At 66.5% G+C, this 18774-nt stretch carries 23 protein-coding genes; 12 read left to right on the top strand and 11 right to left on the bottom strand.

Annotated elements, in window-relative coordinates; all coding sequences use genetic code 11:
* Positions 1-635: MFS transporter (locus tag QZ281_RS05950; protein WP_292225871.1), on the top strand; the 635-nt coding region annotated here is incomplete at its 5' end.
* A gap of 8 nt (positions 636-643) precedes the next feature.
* Here QZ281_RS05950 and QZ281_RS05945 read toward each other — a convergent pair.
* The 5 genes from QZ281_RS05945 to erpA all read right to left on the bottom strand — a co-directional run bounded on the left by QZ281_RS05945 (position 644) and on the right by erpA (position 3565).
* Entirely contained in the window at positions 644-1576 is a 933-nt protein-coding gene (locus QZ281_RS05945; RefSeq protein WP_292225868.1) for an alpha/beta fold hydrolase, read from the bottom strand.
* Positions 1577-1601: 25 nt separating this feature from the next.
* Positions 1602-2297: an SdpI family protein gene (locus tag QZ281_RS05940; protein WP_292225865.1), complete on the bottom strand. Its 696-nt coding sequence runs from the start codon at positions 2295-2297 to the stop codon at positions 1602-1604.
* The gene (locus tag QZ281_RS05935) at positions 2294-2599 is read right to left on the bottom strand and encodes a metalloregulator ArsR/SmtB family transcription factor (RefSeq protein WP_292225863.1); all 306 of its coding nucleotides are present in this window, start codon (positions 2597-2599) and stop codon (positions 2294-2296) included. Before QZ281_RS05935 ends, QZ281_RS05940 begins: the two co-directional genes overlap by 4 nt.
* A 64-nt stretch (positions 2600-2663) precedes the next feature.
* Positions 2664-3089, bottom strand: coding sequence for a hypothetical protein (locus QZ281_RS05930; protein WP_292225861.1), 426 nt, complete (start codon positions 3087-3089; stop codon positions 2664-2666).
* 89 nt (positions 3090-3178) lie between these two features.
* Positions 3179-3565 (bottom strand): iron-sulfur cluster insertion protein ErpA, encoded by a 387-nt coding sequence (gene erpA, locus QZ281_RS05925; RefSeq protein ID WP_292225859.1) that lies wholly within the window; start codon positions 3563-3565, stop codon positions 3179-3181.
* A gap of 62 nt (positions 3566-3627) precedes the next feature.
* On the opposite strand from erpA, the gene QZ281_RS05920 reads away from it, so the two are divergent.
* The 6 genes from QZ281_RS05920 (at position 3628) to QZ281_RS05895 (ending at position 9930) form a co-directional block, all read left to right on the top strand.
* Positions 3628-4818 carry a deoxyguanosinetriphosphate triphosphohydrolase gene (locus QZ281_RS05920; RefSeq protein ID WP_292225857.1) on the top strand — a complete coding sequence of 397 codons (1191 nt, stop codon included), beginning with the start codon at positions 3628-3630 and terminating at the stop codon, positions 4816-4818.
* A gap of 81 nt (positions 4819-4899) precedes the next feature.
* On the top strand, positions 4900-5709 hold the full coding sequence (locus tag QZ281_RS05915; protein ID WP_292225855.1) for an SPOR domain-containing protein: 810 nt from the start codon (positions 4900-4902) through the stop codon (positions 5707-5709).
* The gene (gene nagZ / locus QZ281_RS05910) at positions 5706-6755 is read left to right on the top strand and encodes a beta-N-acetylhexosaminidase (RefSeq protein WP_292225854.1); all 1050 of its coding nucleotides are present in this window, start codon (positions 5706-5708) and stop codon (positions 6753-6755) included. The genes QZ281_RS05915 and nagZ overlap by 4 nt, the downstream gene beginning before the upstream one ends.
* A 6-nt stretch (positions 6756-6761) precedes the next feature.
* A complete protein-coding gene (locus tag QZ281_RS05905) occupies positions 6762-7580 on the top strand; it encodes a ScpA family protein (protein WP_292225851.1) in 819 nt (272 codons plus the stop codon).
* Entirely contained in the window at positions 7577-8248 is a 672-nt protein-coding gene (gene scpB, locus QZ281_RS05900) for an SMC-Scp complex subunit ScpB (RefSeq protein WP_292225848.1), read from the top strand. The genes QZ281_RS05905 and scpB overlap by 4 nt, the downstream gene beginning before the upstream one ends.
* 110 nt (positions 8249-8358) lie before the next feature.
* Entirely contained in the window at positions 8359-9930 is a 1572-nt protein-coding gene (locus QZ281_RS05895) for an ATP-binding protein (protein WP_292225847.1), read from the top strand.
* Here the strand turns inward: QZ281_RS05895 and ispH are convergent.
* Positions 9902-10873, bottom strand: coding sequence for a 4-hydroxy-3-methylbut-2-enyl diphosphate reductase (gene ispH, locus QZ281_RS05890; protein WP_292225844.1), 972 nt, complete (start codon positions 10871-10873; stop codon positions 9902-9904). The two genes, QZ281_RS05895 and ispH, sit on opposite strands and share 29 nt — an antisense overlap.
* A gap of 240 nt (positions 10874-11113) precedes the next feature.
* Between ispH and QZ281_RS05885 the strand changes: the two genes are divergently transcribed.
* The 5 genes from QZ281_RS05885 to QZ281_RS05865 all read left to right on the top strand — a co-directional run bounded on the left by QZ281_RS05885 (position 11114) and on the right by QZ281_RS05865 (position 13695).
* Positions 11114-11479, top strand: coding sequence for an AtpZ/AtpI family protein (locus tag QZ281_RS05885; RefSeq protein ID WP_292225842.1), 366 nt, complete (start codon positions 11114-11116; stop codon positions 11477-11479).
* Between the two features lie 4 nt (positions 11480-11483).
* A complete protein-coding gene (locus QZ281_RS05880) occupies positions 11484-12272 on the top strand; it encodes a F0F1 ATP synthase subunit A (RefSeq protein WP_292225841.1) in 789 nt (262 codons plus the stop codon).
* Positions 12273-12334: 62 nt separating this feature from the next.
* Entirely contained in the window at positions 12335-12559 is a 225-nt protein-coding gene (locus QZ281_RS05875) for a F0F1 ATP synthase subunit C (protein WP_201099132.1), read from the top strand.
* Between the two features lie 78 nt (positions 12560-12637).
* Entirely contained in the window at positions 12638-13180 is a 543-nt protein-coding gene (locus tag QZ281_RS05870; protein WP_201099134.1) for a hypothetical protein, read from the top strand.
* Entirely contained in the window at positions 13180-13695 is a 516-nt protein-coding gene (locus tag QZ281_RS05865; RefSeq protein ID WP_292225833.1) for a F0F1 ATP synthase subunit B, read from the top strand. Before QZ281_RS05870 ends, QZ281_RS05865 begins: the two co-directional genes overlap by 1 nt.
* Before the next feature lie 79 nt (positions 13696-13774).
* Here the strand turns inward: QZ281_RS05865 and QZ281_RS05860 are convergent, their stop codons facing one another.
* The 5 genes from QZ281_RS05860 to gcvPA form a co-directional block, all read right to left on the bottom strand.
* On the bottom strand, positions 13775-14242 hold the full coding sequence (locus QZ281_RS05860; protein WP_292225830.1) for a DUF6789 family protein: 468 nt from the start codon (positions 14240-14242) through the stop codon (positions 13775-13777).
* Positions 14243-14375: 133 nt separating this feature from the next.
* Positions 14376-14780, bottom strand: a complete 405-nt coding sequence (locus QZ281_RS05855) for a PGPGW domain-containing protein (RefSeq protein ID WP_292225827.1) — start codon at positions 14778-14780, stop codon at positions 14376-14378.
* A 181-nt stretch (positions 14781-14961) separates the two neighbouring features.
* On the bottom strand, positions 14962-15885 hold the full coding sequence (locus QZ281_RS05850; protein WP_292225824.1) for an SDR family oxidoreductase: 924 nt from the start codon (positions 15883-15885) through the stop codon (positions 14962-14964).
* 109 nt (positions 15886-15994) lie between these two features.
* The gene (gene gcvPB, locus QZ281_RS05845; RefSeq protein WP_292225822.1) at positions 15995-17563 is read right to left on the bottom strand and encodes an aminomethyl-transferring glycine dehydrogenase subunit GcvPB; all 1569 of its coding nucleotides are present in this window, start codon (positions 17561-17563) and stop codon (positions 15995-15997) included.
* Between the two features lie 14 nt (positions 17564-17577).
* On the bottom strand, positions 17578-18774 hold a 1197-nt coding region (gcvPA, locus tag QZ281_RS05840), incomplete at its 5' end, for an aminomethyl-transferring glycine dehydrogenase subunit GcvPA (protein ID WP_292225820.1).

The following is an 18774-nucleotide window of genomic DNA, read 5'->3' as shown; positions in this document are numbered from 1 at the left end:
TCGCCTGGCTGCCGCAACTGCGCCGCCACTCCGCCCCTGCCGCCGGTACGGCCGAGCCGCTGCATTCCGGCAGCATCTGGCGCTCGGGTCTGGCGTGGCAGATCACCCTGTTCTTCGGCTGCACCTCCTTCACCTATTACGCCGTCGCCGCGTGGCTGCCGTCGATTCTGGTCAGTCAGGGCTATTCGCCCATCGCCGCAGGCTCCCTGCACGGCGTGCTGCAATTGGCCACCGCCCTGCCGGGGCTGCTGCTGCCGCCGCTGATCGGGCGGATGAAGGATCAGCGTGTCATCGCCGCCGGTCTGGGCGTGATGGGGCTGGTCGCCATACTGGGCCTGTATCTGGCGCCAACGCTGGCGGTGCTGTGGATCGCCCTGTTCGGTGCAGGCATCGGCGGCGCCTTCATCCTGGCCCTGACCTTTATCGCGCTCCGGGCGCGCAACGCTCACCAGACGGCTCGCCTGTCCGGCATGGTTCAGGCCGTCGGCTATCTGATGTCGGCGACCGGGCCGGTGGCGGTCGGCGCCCTGCATGATGTGACGCACAGCTGGCTGGCGTCCTTCATCGCCTGTAGCGTCCTGTGCGTGGCGATCATGCTGCTGGGGCTGGGCGCGGGGCGGGCGCGCCATGTCTAAAGCATGATCTAGCGGCTTGGATGCGCCTTGATGAACCCTGCCACGTCCTCGACCACGCCGGGCGCCAGCGGCAGGTCGGGGTTGGCGTAGGTGGCCATGTTCGTGGCGCGGTCGGCGGGGGCGATCTTCAGCAGGTGGTTGACCCCGTCCCACAGTTTCAGCGTCGCCTTTGGATCGGCGGCGGACAGGGCGTTGGCGTCGGTGGTGGTGACCTGAATGTCGGTGGTCCCCTGACCGATGAAGACCGGTCCATCATAGGCGGCCATCAGGGCGGCGGGGTCCAGCGGCAGCCACGAGATCAGATAGGGCTGGACCGACGGGCGGAACAGCGCGGCCAGGGCAGGCGGGGTGTCGGTGACGGTGCGCCCGGCTTCCAGTTCGGTCAGGGCGGCGAAGGCCTGGGTCTTCAGCGGCTCCGGCAGGCCGTTCTCCAACTGCTCGCGCAGCACCACGCCCGCTGGACGCCCGGCGCCCGACAGCAGGATCAGGCCGCAGATCTTGTCGTCGCCGCCTTCGACGGCCTTCAGGGCGACCAGCGCCCCTTCGCTGTGGCCGATCAGCCAGGCACAGGACTTGCCCGCGCGCGATGCGGCCTCGGCGGCCCAGGCGCGGGCGTCGGTGGAATAGTCGGTGAAGCGAAGGGCGGCCTCATCGGCGCCTGCCGCTGCGCTCTGGGCGATGCCACGCTTGTCGATGCGGACGGTGGCGATGCCTTGCCCCGCCAGCCCCTCGGCCAGCAGACGATAGGTTCCGGCCCGGACGCCCATCGGGCTGTTTCCGTCCCGGTCTGTGGGGCCTGATCCGGGCAGGATCACCGCCACCGCACTGGCGTTCTCGGGCGTCAGCAGCGTGCCGTGCAGCGGCGCAGGCTGGGCGGGCAGGGTGACCTCTGTGGCGACAGGCGCACTGGTCAGGGTGGCGGCGAGGATCAGGCTCAACATGGTCAGTCTCCGTTCGCGAAGGGTGTCAGAAGGGCTGGCGGTCGGGATCGTTGCGCCAGACGCGCCAGCTTTCGAAGACGGCAATGATGCCGACAGCAATGATGCTGACGGTCAGGGCGGTGACGCCAAACGGCTGGGGCGCGACAGGGGCGGCGATCAGGCCGCACAGGCCGATCAGGAAGAACAGTCTTCCGGCCAGACGATTGGAGCGATCCCACGCCAGACGGCTCTTGAACGCCCAGGGTGTGCGAACCCCGACGAAGGGATTGGGCGACACCCGCCCGATAAAGGCGCCGACGCCCACGAAGACCAGCGACAGGCCGCCCATAAAGACCCCGCCGCGCGCCTCCAGATCTGTCTGCCCCAAACTTGTATGCCCCAGACTGGCCCAGGCGATGAGAACGCCGACTATGGTCAGGGTGAACAGGCCGATGCCTTGTCCGATCCTCAACGACCGCTTTTGCGACTGATCGCCTGCCGCCTCGGCCCGCATGGCGCCAAGACCCAGTCCGACGCACAGGATCAGTCCCAGCATGGCTATGCCGCCCAGCGTCAGGGCCAGTTCGGTGCGGTCTGACCAGCGATCCGGCCGAAGATCCGGGCCGAAATGCACCGGGATCGGCGTTGTCGGGCCGTTCAACCCGATATGCAGGGCGAAGGCGCCTTGCAGCGTGAAGACGGCGACGGTCAGATAATCCAGCAGCGACAGGCGGTCCTTCATCCGCGGTTCCCTTCAGTCTTGGTCATGGGGATGGGGGCGGGCTTTCCCGTTCCGGCGATGTCCATCAGGAAGGCCATGGCCTCTTCGACCGCCGAAATCTCCAGCCGGTAACGGATGGTCTGGCCCTCGCGTTCGGGACTGACCAGACCGGCTTCCTTCAGGGCGTTGAGATGGCCGGTAATGGTGGGCCAGCTCATGTCGAAGGCGGCGGCGATGTCGCCGGACGCCAGAGGGCCGCTGCGCAGCATGGCGATGATGCGGCGGCGGACGGGATGGGACAGGGCCTTGAACAGGGTGTTCATAGGAGTGTTCCTAATTAGGAATTGTCCTAAATGCAAGTCTCGCCGCCACGACGGCGAAGGCGTGTCAGTCGCGGTAGGACCAGAGGGGCGTGAACGCGTCGCGATAGCGCAAGGCTAGCAGAAGCCAGATCGCGGCGCAGACCACGCCCACCGGCCAGTCCCCGGTCAGCAGAAGATGGGTGAAGAAGATGCCTGCCACGGCGGGCGCCAACAACACCACGCCCAGCGGCGCCGTACGATTCAGAAACAGGCTGAGCCCACCCAGCACATGAAAGGTCGACAATAGCGGATTGACGAAGCCGCTGGCGTTCAGGCCGTCAAAAAAGGCCTGGGCCTTGGGTTGATCGACGGGCGGCTGCTGTCCGCCGAACTTCACGGCGATCAGGATGACGGCAAAGATGAAATAGCCGCCGTACAGAATGCGCAGCCCGGTCCATAACGCTTGCGAAACAGAAAAAGGCCGCGGTGACGGCACGAGCAATCTGTCCATGTGTCTGCCCCTCCCAGGGCGAACTCATGTAACGGCGAGATTGCAGTTAGAGTCCAGTCCTAATTCGGACCGGTCCGAATGGCGGATGCTCAGATCGCGAAGCTGACGCCGCAGCCGCAACTGGACGAGGCGTTGGGGTTGTTGACCACGAACTGTGCGCCCGCCAGTTCGTCGACATAAGCGATCTGGGAGTTCTTCAGGAAAGGCACGGACACAGGGTCGATCACCGCCGCCTGACCCTCAGCCTCGATCCGCAGGTCGTCGTCCTCCGCCGTCTCGATCAGTTCGAACCGGTACTGGAAGCCGGAACAGCCGCCGCCATCGACCGCCACGCGCAGCAGCAGGGTCTTGCCCTCGGCGGCGCCCAGTCTGGCCAGGCGCTTGGCGGCGCTGGCGGCCAGGGTGATGCCCTCCGGTGCGCGCGTGGCGACGGAGAAGGCGGGTGTGGATGGTTCTGTGGATTGGACGGTGCTCACAGGTGTCTATATGAGGCGCGTGCGGCCAATCGCAAAGGGTCGCCCGCTGCAAAGTTGATCCGTTGAGCCATTCAGACCGCGCGACCTTCTCCGAACGCCCCGAACTGACCCTGGGCCGCCGCTTCTTCGAGCCGCCCAGCCGCACCCGGACGCCCTTCGCCCGCGACCGCGACCGCATCATCCATGCAACGGCCTTCCGGCGCCTGAAGGAGAAGACCCAGGTCTTCGTCGCGCATGAGGGCGACCATTACCGCACCCGCCTGACCCATTCGCTGGAGGTGGCCCAGATCGCGCGGTCGCTGGCCCATGCCTTGCGGCTGGACGACGATCTGGCCGAGACCATCGCTTTGGCCCACGACCTGGGCCACCCGCCCTTCGCCCACGCGGGCGAGGACGAACTGGTGGTGCAGATGGCCGACCACGGCGGCTTCGATCACAACGTCCAGAGCTTCCGCGTCATCACCGAACTGGAGAACCGCTATCCCCAGTTCGACGGCCTGAATCTGAGCTGGGAGACGGTCGAGGGCGTCATCAAGCACAATGGCCCGGTGTCGCACCGGCTGGACGAACCGGCCTGGTCGGTGGTGCGGCCCTATCGCGCGGGCGGAGAGGCGAACTGGGACCTGCGTCTGGGCACCTTCGCCTCGCTGGAGGCCCAGTGCGCGGCCATCGCCGACGACATCGCCTATAATAATCACGACGTGGACGACGGGGTGCAGGCGGGCCTGATCACCCTGGCCGATCTGGACCAGATCCCGATCATCGGCCCGATGCTGGCCTCGGTGCGGCGCGACTGGCCCGGAATCGACGAGCGGATGCTGCGGATCGAGGCCGTGCGGCGCATGATCGGCGTCATGGTCGAGGACGTGCTGGCCGAAACCGCGCGCCGTCTGGAAGAGGACCGCATCACCTCGACCGAGGATGTGCGCACGGCCAACCGGACCATGGTCGACTTCTCGCGCTCCATGCACGGCGATCTGGCGGTGCTGCGCAAGTTCCTGTTCGAGCGGATGTATCGCCATTACCGCGTCAACCGCACCCGCAGTCAGGCGCGCCGCGTCCTGTCGCAACTGTTCGAGCTGTTCATGGCCGAGCCTGAGGTCATGCCGCCCGAGTGGGGCGTGCCCGCCCTGACCGACGACCGCACGCTGCGGGCGCGGGCCGTGTGCGATTATATCGCCGGAATGACCGACCGCTATGCGATAGAAGTCCACCAGAAATTGTTCAGCCTCGACCTCGCGCTCGATCTGTGATTCGAAAGTCCCGTGGGGCGTATTAGGATTAACGTCCGGCGCGTCTGATTCGCGGCGTCGGACATACGGCGGAGCGCGACCATGTCTTTTGATGACGACAACAAGCCCGGACGTGGCGCCTATACGCCGCCGACCGACGACGACCTGCCGTTCCGCCGCAACTCCTATGATCCGCGCAGCGGCCGCAATGTCGGCTCGGGCGGGGGCAAGGCGCCGCCGGTGACCCTGATCGTCAGCGCGGCTGTGCTGCTGCTGCTGATCGTCGCTGTGATCTTCTTCTATCGTTCGGGCATGCGCGCCTCCAACGACGCGCCGCCTGCTGTCGGCCAGCCCGTCGGCGAACTGAAGTCGCCTGCGCCCATCGACGCCCAGCCGATCGATCCCGCCGCCGGCATCCGCGTCTATCGCGACGAGACGGAATCGACCGATGCGCCGGTGACCTTCACCCCGCCGCCAGAGGCGCCCGCGCCGCGTCCTGTCGCCCCGCCGCCTGTCGCCCCGACCGGCCAGGGCCTGACGCCTGCCGCCCCTGCGCCCACCGCACCGGCGCCGCGTCCTGCGCCCGCGCCCGTCGCCGCCCCTGCGCCCAAGGCGGCCCCGGCGCCGCGTCCGGCGCCCGCTCCGACGCCTGCTGCGCCCGTCGCCGCGACCGGCTCGTCTGGCGTCCAGATCGGCGCCTTCTCCTCGACCGAGATCGCGGACCGCGAATACGCCGCCGTCGCAGGTCGTTTCGGTCAGTACGCCTCGGGCGCCCAGAAGCGCGTGACAGAGGTGACCTCGTCCAACGGTTCGACCCTGTACCGCACCACCTTCTCGGGCCTGTCGCGTGATCGCGCGGTCGCCTTCTGCAATGCGCTGAAGGCCGCGGGCCGGGACTGCATCGTTCGGTGACGTCCGCCGCCATCTACGGCTGCGCCGGTCACCGGCTGACGGAGGACGAACGGGCCTTCTTCGCCAAGGCGCGGCCGTGGGGCTTCATCCTGTTCCGGCGCAATATCGACACGCCGGATCAGGTGCGGGCGCTGACGGATGAACTGCGCGCCGCCATCAGCGACCCCGATGCGCCGATCCTGATCGATCAGGAGGGCGGGCGGGTCCAGCGGATGGGGCCGCCGCACTGGCCCAAATATCCGCCGGGCGACGCCTATCTGAAGGCGTCCAATGACCCGCAGGACGCACGCGATCTGGTGCGTCTGGGCGCACGGCTGATGGCGCATGATCTGCGCGAGGTCGGTATAAACGTCGACCTGCTGCCGGTGCTGGACGTGCCTGCGCCCGACGCCCACGACATCATCGGCGACCGCGCCTATGGCCGTGATCCGCAGACCGTGGCCCTGCTGGGACGGGCGGCGGCGGAGGGGCTGCTGGCGGGCGGGGTTCTGCCCTGCATCAAACACATGCCGGGACATGGCCGCGCGCTGGCTGACAGCCATAAAGACCTGCCGACAGTCGATGCCGATTTCGAGACACTGGACGGTTGGGATTTCGCACCGTTCAAGGCCCTGTCCGACATGCCGCTGGCCATGACGGCGCACATCGTCTTCACCGCCATCGACCGCAAACGCCCCGCCACCCAGTCCAAGAAGGCGGTGCGTCTGATGCGCGAGCATCTGGGCTTCAGCGGCCTGATCCTGACCGATGATCTGTCGATGCAGGCGCTCAAGGGATCACTCGGTGAGCGCGCAAATCAATCATTGATTGCTGGCTGCGACGTCGTTCTGCACTGCAATGGTGTCCTGTCGGAAATGCAGGAAGTCGCAGACGCGACGGGCAGGCTGAAAGGCAAGACCCGCACCCGCGCCGAGGCGGCGCTGGCCCGCATCGTGCGCACGCCCGAACCGCTGGATGCCGCGGCGGCGCAGGCGCGGTTCTTCCAGTCGCTGGGCGGCAGGCTGGAGGTGAAGAAGGGGCCGGACGTGGGGGAGGCGCAGGCCTAGTCCCGCATGACCGAGTCGTTCCAGCCCAATCTGGATTTCAACGCCGAGGAGGTCGAGGAGCGCGAGGCCTTCGTCGTCGATCTGGATGGCTACGAAGGGCCTCTGCACGTCCTGCTGGCTCTGGCGCGGACCCAGAAGGTCGACCTGCTGAAGCTGTCGATCACCCGGTTGGCGGAACAGTATCTGGCCTTCGTGCATGAGGCGCGGCGACGCAATTTCGCGCTGGCGGCGGACTATCTGGTGATGGCCTCGTGGCTGGCCTATCTGAAGTCGCGCCTGCTGCTGCCGCGCACTGAAAAGACCAAGGGCGAGGAGCCGCCTGCCGAGGAGATGGCGGCCGCACTGGCCTTCCGTCTGCAGAAGCTGGAGGCCATGCGGCGTTCGGTCGAGCAGCTGATGGCGCGGCCTCAGCTGAAACGCGACGTCTTCACGCGCGGCGACCCGGAGGCCACGGTGATCGTGCCGTCCGACCGCATCGACGCCAGCCTGTATGAGTTGATGAGCGCCTATGTGGTTCAACGCCGCCGCGAGGAGGCCCGTCGCTACGCCCCCGGCCAGCGGGTCGAGGCCTTCCAGCTTGAAGCCGCCCGCGACTGGCTGCGGGAAATCATGCCCAAACTGGCCGACTGGACGCCGCTGGACCGTGTCGCCCCCGTCCGCGAAGATGAGGACGGCCCCAGTCAGGCCAGCTATACCGCCTCTACGCTGTCAGCCAGTCTTGAGCTGGTGAAGGAGGGGGCGATGGACATCCGGCAGGCAGAGGCGTTCGCCGAACTGTTCCTGAAGCGGCGTGGAAACGGCCAGCCGCTGGAGCTGACGCCGTGAGCGACCTGTCCTTCCAGCCCGACGAGGCCGAGATCGAGCGCCGGGTCGAGGCCCTGCTGTTCGCCGCTGCCGGCCCCCTGACCGCCGCCGAAATCGCCGCCCGTCTGCCCCACAACTGCAATGTCGCCCGCGCCATCGCTGGCCTGCGCGCCCGGTATGAGGGGCGGGGGGTGGAACTGGAGTGCGTGGCCGACCGCTGGCGGTTCCGCACGGCGCCGGACCTGGCCTTCATGATGACGCAGGAGCGCGAGGAGCCGCGCCGTCTGTCCAAGGCCGCGCTGGAGACCCTGGCCATCATCGCCTACCACCAGCCCGTGACCCGCGCCGAGATCGAGAGCGTCCGCGGCGTCACCATCTCCAAGGGCACGCTGGACCTGTTGCTGGAGATGGGCTTCGTGCGGCTGCGGGGGCGCAGGCGCACGCCGGGCCGCCCCGTCACCTATGCTACGACGGACCGGTTCCTTGAGCATTTCGGGCTGGCGACCCTGTACGACCTGCCCGGCGTGCAGGAGATGAAGGCGGCGGGTCTGCTGGACCTGTCCCTGCCGGTCGGGTTCGAAGTTCCCGATCCCACCAAGGCGTCCGAGGCCGACGACGAGGACGGCAGCCTGCCTCTGGAAGACGACGCGCCCGAGTTCGCCCAGGATTTTGTCGCCGAGGACCGCTGAATCTCGCGACCATTCATCTTGTCTTATCGGACATCGGCTAGGGGCGTCCGACAATGGGCAGAGTTTCAGTAAAGTCGAGCGCGCGCGCGTGGGGCGCTTTCAGGATCGCGGTGATCCTGATTGTATCGACGGCGATCGGCATGGTCGCCATTCTGGGCGTGGTCAGTCAGGGCATCGACGCCCACCAGCGTGTCAAAGAAGAAAAGCTGGTCCAACTGCGCCTCGGTCGCGCGCTGGAGATCGTCGGCGAAGACCTGACGACCGCGTCGACGTGGAATGAGGCCGTCGACCATATGTCTGTGGGCGACGACGTCTGGTTCGATCGCTTTCTCGGCGGCTTCTATGAGGCGCAGCACAGCCATCTGGCGACCCTGGGCTATGACAGCGCGGGCCGCCTGTTCCGCATCAGCAAGGATGGGACGCCTGCGGGGGCCAGCGCCGATGACCCGTTCGCCCGTGCGGCGCGACCGCTGGTGGATCAGGTTCGCGCCGATGCGGCCGGTCGTGACGCCTCGACGGTGGCCATGGGCGCCGTCCGGCTGAAGTCGGCCTTCGTGCGGATCGACGGGACGGTCTATCTGCTGGGCGTCTCGACCGTCGTGCGTCACACGGCCGATGGCCCGGTCCCCGCCGCTGATCCGGTGGTGGCGTCGTTCAAATCCTTTCCTGCCGAAATCACCCCGCTGAAGACGCGCTTCTCGCTGGAGGATGTGCAGTTCCAGCCGGGCGACGCGCCGACGCCGGACGGCATGGCCGGGGTCGAGGTGCGGGACGGGCAGGGCCAGTTGCTGGGCAAGGTGGTCTGGAAGCCCGAGCGTCCCGGCTATCAGATCCTGACTCAGGCCGGGTCGCTGATGTTGCTGCTGCTGGCGGTCATGATCATCGGCGGCGCAGTGCTGTTGGGGCGGATGGTCAGTGACGTGCGCCGTCTGCGGGCCTCGGAATCCGCCCTGTCGGCGGCGCTGGAGCGGGCCGAGGCGGCCAATGCGGCCAAGACGCGTTTCCTGTCCAACATCAGTCACGAACTGCGCACGCCCCTGAACGGAGTGCTCGGCATGGCCGAGGTGATCGGCGCCGACTTGGTCACCCCGCAACAGCGCGACCGGCTGGATATCCTCAAGGCGTCGGGCCAGCAGCAGTTGCGTCTGATCGAGGAACTGCTGGACGTGGTGCGCCTGCGCGACGGGGCGGTGACGCTGGAGACGCGGCCCTTCCGTCCTGAAAACCTGCTGCGGCGGTTAGCTTCGGACTATCGCGGCGCGGCGGGCGCCAAGGGGCTCAAACTCAAGATCGAGGCGGCCAAGGGCGAGTGGCTGGGCGACGCCATCCATGTCGAGAAATTGCTGGCGGCCCTGACGGACAACGCCATCCGTTTCACGCGCAAGGGCGGTGTGACCCTGCGCGCCATCGCCGACGACGGTCTGGTGCTGGAGGTCGAGGACACGGGGCCTGGAATGCCCGCCACCGAGCTTGAACGCCTGTTCGAGGCCTTCACCCAGGGCGACGACAGCAATACCCGCAGCGCCGAGGGACTGGGTCTGGGCCTGACCGCCGCTCATGGTCTGGCGGCCCTGATGGGAGGACGGATCGAGGTCACCAGCACGCCGGGGCAGGGCAGCCTGTTTCGCGTAACCCTGCCGCTTCAACCCGCCGTCAAGCCGTCAGCAGACGCGGCAGTTTGAAGGTCACCGTCTCGCGCGCGCCGCCGTCCTCGGTGACCGTGGCGTCGAAACGGGCGCGGATGGCGTCGACCAGGGCCTCGATCAACGGCTCGGGGGCGGAGGCTCCGGCGGTGACGCCGACGGTCTGAACTCCGTCGAACCAGCTCCAGTCCACTTGGGACGCGTCATCGACCAGATAGGCGGCATGAGCGCCCGCGCGCACCGCCACCTCGACCAGACGGGCCGAGTTGGACGAGTTCTTGGACCCGACCACCAGCACCAGCTGGCACCCTTCGCCCAGGGTCTTCACCGCCTCCTGACGGTTGGTGGTGGCGTAGCAGATGTCTTCCTTGTGCGGGTCGGGCAGTTCTGGGAAGCGACGCTTCAGAACCTTCAGAATGCCCGCCGTGTCGTCCACCGACAGGGTGGTCTGGGTCGCATAGGCCAGGGGCGCGTCGCCGGGGCGCTCAAAGACCTCGGCGTCGGCCTCGGTCTCGACCAGGCTGATGGCGCCCTCAGGCAACTGCCCCATGGTGCCGATCACCTCGGGGTGGCCTGCATGGCCGATCAGGATGATGTGACGACCTGCATCATGATGGCGTTCGGCCTCGACGTGGACCTTGGACACCAGCGGGCAGGTGGCGTCCAGAAACAGCAGTTCGCGCGCCTTGGCGTTGGCGGGCACGGACTTGGGCACCCCGTGGGCCGAGAAGACGACCGGACGGTCGTCGGGGCATTCGTCCAGTTCCTTGACGAAGACGGCGCCCATCGCCTTCAGCCGTTCAACGACATGGCGGTTATGGACGATCTCGTGGCGCACATAGACGGGGGCGCCGAATCTCTCGATCGCCCGCTCGACGATCTGGATCGCGCGATCCACCCCGGCGCAGAAGCCGCGCGGCGTCGCCAGACGGACGGAAATGGGGCGCAATGGCGAAGCGGGCGGAGGGACGTGGGCGTTCATGCCCGGAACCTAGTCTTTCGTGGTCGATATCGCCATCTGGACAAGGGGTTGCGCACAACAGATTCTCTCACCGGAAAGAGCGGCGCATCGTCACGGCAAGTCCGCAATCGACGAAAGTCGAACTTCTACAAAGGTTTAGAGAGTGATCACGACGCCTTGACCTAGCAGCCGCTCACGATTAGTTTCCGCGCCGAATTCAGACCCCGTCGCGGCTCAGCCGGGACGCTGAGCAACAAACCCATGACCACCCCGACGGAATCGCGTGAAGAGGCGATCAAGCGCCTCAACAAACGTGCATCCGACTTGGCGGAGGCCACGGCTCCGAAGACGTCTGAAGCCCTCTCGGCCCAGGCGGTTTCGAGCCAGGCCTACAAGATCATCGCCGAATTGCTCGGCGGCGTCTTTTTGGGATTGGGGCTGGGTTTCGGAGCGGACCGACTGTTCGGGACCAATCCGTGGGGGCTGATAAGCGGTGTCCTTCTGGGCTTCGCATTGTCGATTTACATGGCGCGCCGCACAGCCAACCGGTTGATGGCGCAAGCGAAGGCGAGCGGTCTCGAAGCAAATTCGATCCCGTTCGACGACGAGGAAGACGAGGACCGATAGGCTTATGGCCGATCCGATTCATCAGTTTCAGATTCAGAAGGTCGTCGACCTCGGCGCAGTGAATCTGCCCGTGTTCGGTCATACCGAACTGGCGATCACGAACTCGCACATCGCGATGACGGCTGCCTTTGTGGCCATTGTCCTGTTCATGCAGTTCGTGACCTCGGGCGCCAAGGTGGTGCCGGGGCGTCTGCAGGCGGCGGGCGAAAGCCTGTTCGACATGATCGACGGCGTGACCGATTCGATCATCGGCCATGACGGCCGCAAATATTTCCCGTTCGTCTTCACCCTGTTCCTGCTGGTGCTGGCGATGAACCTGCTGGGCATGTTCCTCAGCTTCACCCCGACGTCGCAACTGGCCGTCACGGTCACCTTCGCGGCCCTGACCATCCTGCTGGTCATCGGCGTGGGCTTCATCAAGAACGGCCTGGGCTTCTTCAAGCTGTTCTGGCCGATGAGCGCGCCTCTGATCCTGCGCCCCGTCGTCGGCGCGATCGAGTTCTTGTCCTTCCTGCTGCGCCCGGTCACCCTGGCTCTTCGTCTGTTCGGCAACATGCTGGGCGGCCACGTGGCGCTGAAGATCTTCGCCGGCTTCGTCGTCGCCCTGGGCGCTGGCGCCTTCGTCGGCGAGGGCCTGGGCATCTGGGGTCTGCCGGTCGCCGCCCTGTCGATGGTCGGCGTCGTGGCCATCACCGCCCTCGAATTCCTCGTCGCCTTCCTGCAGGCGTTCGTGTTCGCCGTTCTGGCCAGCATCTATCTCAATGATGTGGTCAACCTGGGTGAAGGCCACTAAGGCCGGACCTCAGTCCGAACTCTCCGTTTTCAATCAACCTGACTTAAACAAGGATACTCACCATGGAAGCTGAAGCCGCCAAGTACATCGGCGCCGGCCTGGCCACCCTCGGCATGATCGGTTCGGCCATCGGCGTGGGCAACATCTTCGCCAACTTCCTGAACGGCGCCCTGCGCAACCCGTCGGCCGCTGGCTCGCAAGTCGGCAACCTGTTCGTGGGCGCGGCTCTGGCCGAAGCTCTGGGCATCCTGGCCTTCGTGCTCGGCATCCTGATCCTGAACTCCTAATCTCTTAGGATTCAGGGCGGCGGCGGTCTCTCGCTGAGGTCGCCGCCGCCTTTCTGCTTTTACGAACGAACGGACACCATGGCCGCTCCCAATCCTCACGACACGCACGCCACGACCGAGGCTGAAGGCCACGGCAGCGGCGGTCTGCCCCAGTTCCAGACTGAGCACTGGGCCGGTCAGATCGGCTATCTGCTGGTCCTGTTCTTCGTCCTCTATATCCTGATCGCCAAGGTCTTCGGCCCGCGCCTGCGTCGCGTGATGGACGAGCGCCGCGATACGATTTCCAGCGCCGTCGCCACGGCTCGCCAGGTCCAGACTGAAGCGGCCGAACAGGCTGCTGCGGCCAAGGCCGAGGTCGACAAGGCCCGCGCCGACGCCCGCGCCACCGCCGCCGCCGCCAAGGCGCGCGTCACGGAAGAAGCCAATGCCCGTCAGGCAGCGGAAGAAGCCGTCGTCAACGCCCGCATCGCCGAGGCGGAAGCCTCCATCGGCAAGACGCGCGACGCCGCCATGGCCAATGTCTCGACCATTGCTGCGGACACCACCGCCGCCATCGTCGAGCGTCTGACCGGCAAGACCGCAACGGCTGCTGAACTGACTGCCGCCAAGGGAGCCGCCTGATGAACCTGATCTTCGAACCCGGCATCTGGAGCTTCGCCAACCCGGAGATCTGGGTCGGCATCGGCCTGCTGATCTTCTTCGGCATCCTGATCGCCGCTGGCGTGCCCAAGCTGGTCAACGGCCAACTGGACGCCAAGGCCGCCAAGATCCAGGGCGACCTGGACGAAGCCGCCCGTCTGCGCGCTGAAGCCGAAGCTCTGCTAGCCCAGATCCGCAAGGAGAAGGTCGAGGCTGAAGCTCAGGCCGCCGACATGATGGCCGCCGCCGAATCCGACGCCCGCCGTCTGGAAGTCGAGGCCAAGGCCAAGCTGGAAGAGACCCTGGCCCGTCGCCAGAAGATGGCTGAAACCCGCATCGCTCAGGCTGAAGCTCAGGCTGCTGCCGAAGTGAAGGCGGCTGCTGTCGATCTGTCGGCCAAGGCTGCGGAACAGATCCTGGCCGCCCGTCTGTCGGGTCAATCCAAGGACCCGCTGCTGGACGCCGCCATCGCTCAGATCGGCGACCGCCTGAACTGATCGCGACGCGTAAGCATCGAACGAAAAAAGGGCCCCGGCGTCGCTGTCGGGGCCCTTTTCTTATGTCTGACGGATCAGGTCAGTGGGCGTGCGCGCCGCCGATGACCGTCGCGCCGCGCTTTTCACGCGCGACGAGCCGGGCATAGACATTGCCCAGCACGATGCCGAACACTGCATGGGTGATCAGCAGCCAGGCGATGGTGCCAAAGCCCGATCCTGCGGTGAAGGTGCGGTAGTCGCCGAACATCATCACGCCCAGCATCATCAGCACCCAGGCGCCGACCGCGAAGACAATGCCCTTGGTTTCAGGCGTGTCTGTCGGCAGGCGGGGGCACAGCACCCCGAACAGCGGCCCCAGGATGAAGACGCCGCTGAAGACATGGATCGCCCAGCCGACGGCCAGGTTGCCCGGCATGCCAATCATGCTGGCGATGACCCCCTGGAAGGGATCAAACCAGTTGAGGAACATGTTCGGGATCTCAAGCAAGGATACGGCGATGGTCGCGGCGACGCCCGCAATCAGGCCCTTTTTTACGCGTGACATCATGACCTTGGCGCCTCCCAACGCTTGTTACGGTTCTCTGATAACGCACACACAGGATACGCCGGGTTGGCAGGCCCGGCGTTCACGTTCTTGTGGTTAGCAGTTGCAGCAACGCAACCGCGAGATGTCGCGCTAACTAGCGGAACAGCTTGCGGAAATAGCGGCGCAGGCCTTTGCGTGCGCGCATCAGGCGACGACGCGGGCGTTTCAGCACGACTTTTTCGGCCCGCAAGGCCTGTTGCCAGAAGACCGGCGCGATCTCCGGTTTCTTCCGCATCAGGCGACGGAAGGGATAGACCCATTTCGGCTTGGCGTACTGGGCGCGGATGAACTGCCGCTTGGCCCAGTAGGAGGACTTCAGGATCAGCATCAGGCCGACCGCGATGACGGGAATGCCGCCGGGGCCGGGCAGGGGCGCGATCAGGATGCCCAGCAGCACCACGAACAGTCCGCCGATCATCAGCGCCCAGCGCTTCACCACACGCAGCGTGCGGCTGCGTGGTGGGGTCTGCGGGTGGATGAGAGCGGGTGCGTAGGTCACGGATGCGCCAGATGGGGAGGATGAGGCCGTATGACAACGACCGCCACGGATGCACGATCCCTCGTCGGGAAAGGAAAGGCGCACCGTGGCGGGGTTGCCACAAGTCCTTAACAACGCAAGCGAATGGCTGATCCAAGGCGGCAGGATGAAGTCTTGGTCATGAAAGGCGCGGCGGAACGCCTCAGCCGTAGCGCACGCCCGTCAGCCGCTCGGATTCGATCCAGAGCCGCCGGGCGACATCGGCGTCGCGGGCCTGGGGCTTGACCACGGCGGGACCGGGCCGCCCCTTCATCTCCTGAAACCCGACAGGCCCGTAATAGGCGCCGGGCGCTGCGTCCGGCAGGGTCGCGGCCATCAGGATGGGCAGGGCGCCGTCAGCGGCGGAATGGCTCATGAAACCCTCGATCAGCCGCGCCCCGCGTGAGAACAGGCTGGAACGGCCATCGACATGGCCATTGGCGATCAGGTCGGTGCGGGCAAAGCCGGGATGGGCGGCGAGGCTGGTCAGACCCCAGTTCTGGGCGTCGCTACGGCGCTGCAGTTCCAGCGCAAACATCAGCATGGCCAGTTTCGACTGCTGATAGACGGGCCAGGCGCTGTAGCCGCTCTGAGAGTTCAGGTTGTCCAGGCGGATACGCCCGCCCCTGTGCGCGATGCTGGACAACTGCACCACCCGCGCCTTGGCGGCGGTCAGAAGCGGCAGCAGACGACCCGTCAGGGCGAAGTGTGACAGGTAGTTGGTCCCGAACTGCATCTCGAACCCATCCGCCGTGGTCTGACGCGTCGGCAGGGCCATGATCCCGGCGTTGTTGATCAGGATGTCTATGGGGCGGCCATCCGACAGATGACGCGCGGCAAAGGCCTCGACCGAGGCCAGATCGCCCAGATCCAGCGGGTCGAACCGGACATTGGCCCCGGCGTGGCGTTCACGGATCAACCGCACGGCCTCGGCGCCCTTGGATGGGTTGCGGGCGGCCAGAACCACCTCTGCGCCCTTGCTCGCCAGCACCAGCGCCGTCTCCAGCCCCAGCCCGCCCGTGGCGCCGGTGACGATGGCCAGCTTGCCGGTCTGATCGGGGATGTCGTGCGTGGTCCAGTGGGTCATGCGGGCAACCTAGACCCGAAACGATGAAAAGGGACGTAGAAACGAAAACAGCGCCCGCCCCGGCGAGAGGACGAGCGCTGCTTCATGCGGTTCACACCGTTTCGGTCGTTCAGGCCGCCTGGTTGGAGCCTTCCGGGGCAGACCAGCGCAGCACCGGCGAGCGGGCGGCGCGGGTTTCGTCCAGACGCTTCAGCGGCGCATGGAAGGGCGCGCCCTTGAAGCGATCCACGTCACCAGCCTTCGCCGCCCCGGCCAGCAGGCGCATGGCGTGGATGAAGCGGTCCAGTTCGGCCTTGGACTCGGTTTCCGTCGGCTCGATCAGCATGGCGCCATGGACGACCAGCGGGAAATACATGGTCATCGGGTGGAAGCCCTCGTCGATCATCGCCTTGGCGAAGTCGAGCGTGGTGATGTCCGTGCCCTTCAGCCATTCGTCGTCGAACAGGGCTTCGTGCATGCAGGGGCCTTCGGGGAAGGCCGGGCTCATCAGGTCCTGCAGGCGGGCCTTGATGTAGTTGGCGTTCAGAACGGCGTCCTCGGCCACCTGACGCAGGCCGTCAGAGCCGTGCGACATCATGTAGGACAGGGCGCGCACATACATGCCCATCTGGCCCTGGAAGGCGCACAGGCGGCCAAAGGCCTGTTCAGCCTCGTCTTCCTCACGCTCGATCAGGCGATAGCCGTTGTCGTCGTGGACGACCCACGGGGCGGGGGCGAAGGGGGCCAGAGCCTCGGACAGCACCACCGGACCCGCACCCGGACCGCCGCCGCCATGGGGCGTCGAGAAGGTCTTGTGCAGGTTGATGTGCATGGCGTCGACGCCCAGATCGCCCGGACGGACCCGACCGACGATGGCGTTGAAGTTGGCGCCGTCGCAGTAGAAGTAGGCGCCCGCCTCATGCGTCAGGCGCGCGATCTCGATGATGTCGCGCTCGAACAGGCCGCAGGTGTTGGGGTTGGTCACCATGATGGCGGCGACGTCCGGGCCCAGCTTGGACGCCAGATCAGCGACGTCCACGCGGCCGTCTTCGGTCTGGGCGACCTCGACGACGGAATAGCCGACGAAGGCGGCAGTGGCCGGGTTGGTGCCGTGGGCGGATGTGGGGACCAGAACCTTGCGGCGCTGCTCATGCTCGCCCTTGGCCTCGTGGGCGGCGCGGATGGCCATCAGGCCGCACAGTTCGCCGTGCGCGCCCGCCTTGGGCGACAGGGCGACGGCGGGCATGCCCGTCAGGGTCTTCAGCCAGTGGGCCAGCGTATCCATCAGCTCCAGCGCGCCCTGAACCGTCGAGATCGGCTGCAGCGGGTGGATGTCCGAGAAACCGGCCAGACGGGCCATCTTCTCGTTCAGGCGCGGGTTGTGCTTCATCGTGCACGAACCCAGCGGATAGATGGCCAGGTCGATGGCGTGGTTCTTCTGGCTCAGGCGCACATAGTGGCGCATGGCCTCGGGCTCGGACAGGCCGGGCAGGCCGATCGGATCCTTGCGGACCAGATCGCCCAGATCAGAGCCGTCGGTCTTGGGTTCCGGCAGATCGACGCCGGTTTTGCCCCATCCGTCGCCCTCGAAGATCAGGGCTTCGTTCTGCAACAGGCCGCGTCCGCCCGTCAGGGTGGCGGGCTTGGAATCGACCTGGTTCGGGGCGGTCGGGCGGCCGACAGTGTTCATGGTGCTCATGGTCTTGTCTCCGCTCAGGCTTCCAGCACCTTGGCGAGCACTCTCGCCAGGAACTTGATGTCGTGATCCAGGGTGGTCTCGGTCGCGGCGACCAGCAGGACGTCGTCCAGACCGGCGTCGGGCGCCAGACGGCTGTAGGGCACGCCCGCCAGCAGGTGATGACCGGCCAGGGTGTCGACCACCTCGGCAGCGCTCTTGCCCTTGGGCAGGCGGATCGCGAACTCGTTGAAGAAGCGCGGCGTCAGCACTTCCACGCCCGGAATGGCGGCCAGGGCGTCGCGCGTGGCGACGGCCTTCTCGTGGTTCAGCAGGGCCAGTTTGCGCAGGCCCGTCTCGCCCAGCAGGCTCATGTGGATGGTGAAGGCCAGGGTGCAGAGGCCAGAGTTGGTGCAGATGTTCGACGTGGCCTTGTCGCGGCGGATATGCTGTTCGCGCGTCGACAGGGTCAGGACGAAGCCGCGCTCGCCGTCAGCGTCCACGGTCTCGCCGGTCAGGCGGCCGGGCATCTGGCGGATCAGCTTCTCGCGCGTGGCGAACAGGCCGACGTAGGGGCCGCCGAAGTTCAGGGCGTTGCCGATCGACTGGCCCTCGGCCGCGACGATGTCAGCGCCCATTTCGCCGGGCGATTTCAGCAGGCCCATCGACACGGCTTCCGTCACCACGACGATCAGCAGGGCGCCCGCAGCATGGGCGGCCTCGGCGATTTTCGTCACGTCGGTGGCGGTGCCGAAGACGTTGGGGGTCTGGACGACGACGCAAGCCGTGTCCGGGCCGATCTGGTCGATGACGGCGGCTTCGGCGTCGAACGCCGGGGCCAGAACTTGCGTCTCTACGCCGACAGCGTGAACCACAGTCTCGGTCGCCTTGACATAGTGGGGGTGGACGCCGCCCGAGATCACCGCCTTGTTGCGGCGGGTCACGCGCGTCGCCATCAGCACGCCCTCGGCCATGGCGGTCGAACCGTCATACAGGGATGCGTTGGCGACCGGCATTCCGGTCAGGTTCGCGACCTGGGTCTGGAACTCGTACAGGTACTGCAGGGTGCCCTGCGCGATTTCCGGCTGATAGGGGGTGTAGCTGGTCAGGAACTCCGACCGCTGGATCACGTGATCCACCGTCGCCGGGACATGGTGCTTATAGGCCCCTGCGCCGCAGAAGAAGGGCACGGCTCCGGCGGTCGCATTCTTGGCGGCCATGGCGGACAGGGCGCG

The organism is Brevundimonas sp. (assembly GCF_018608325.1).
GTDB lineage: Bacteria > Pseudomonadota > Alphaproteobacteria > Caulobacterales > Caulobacteraceae > Brevundimonas.
Note: the sequence above shows the minus strand (reverse complement) of the source record. Positions and strands in the feature narration are given on the sequence as shown.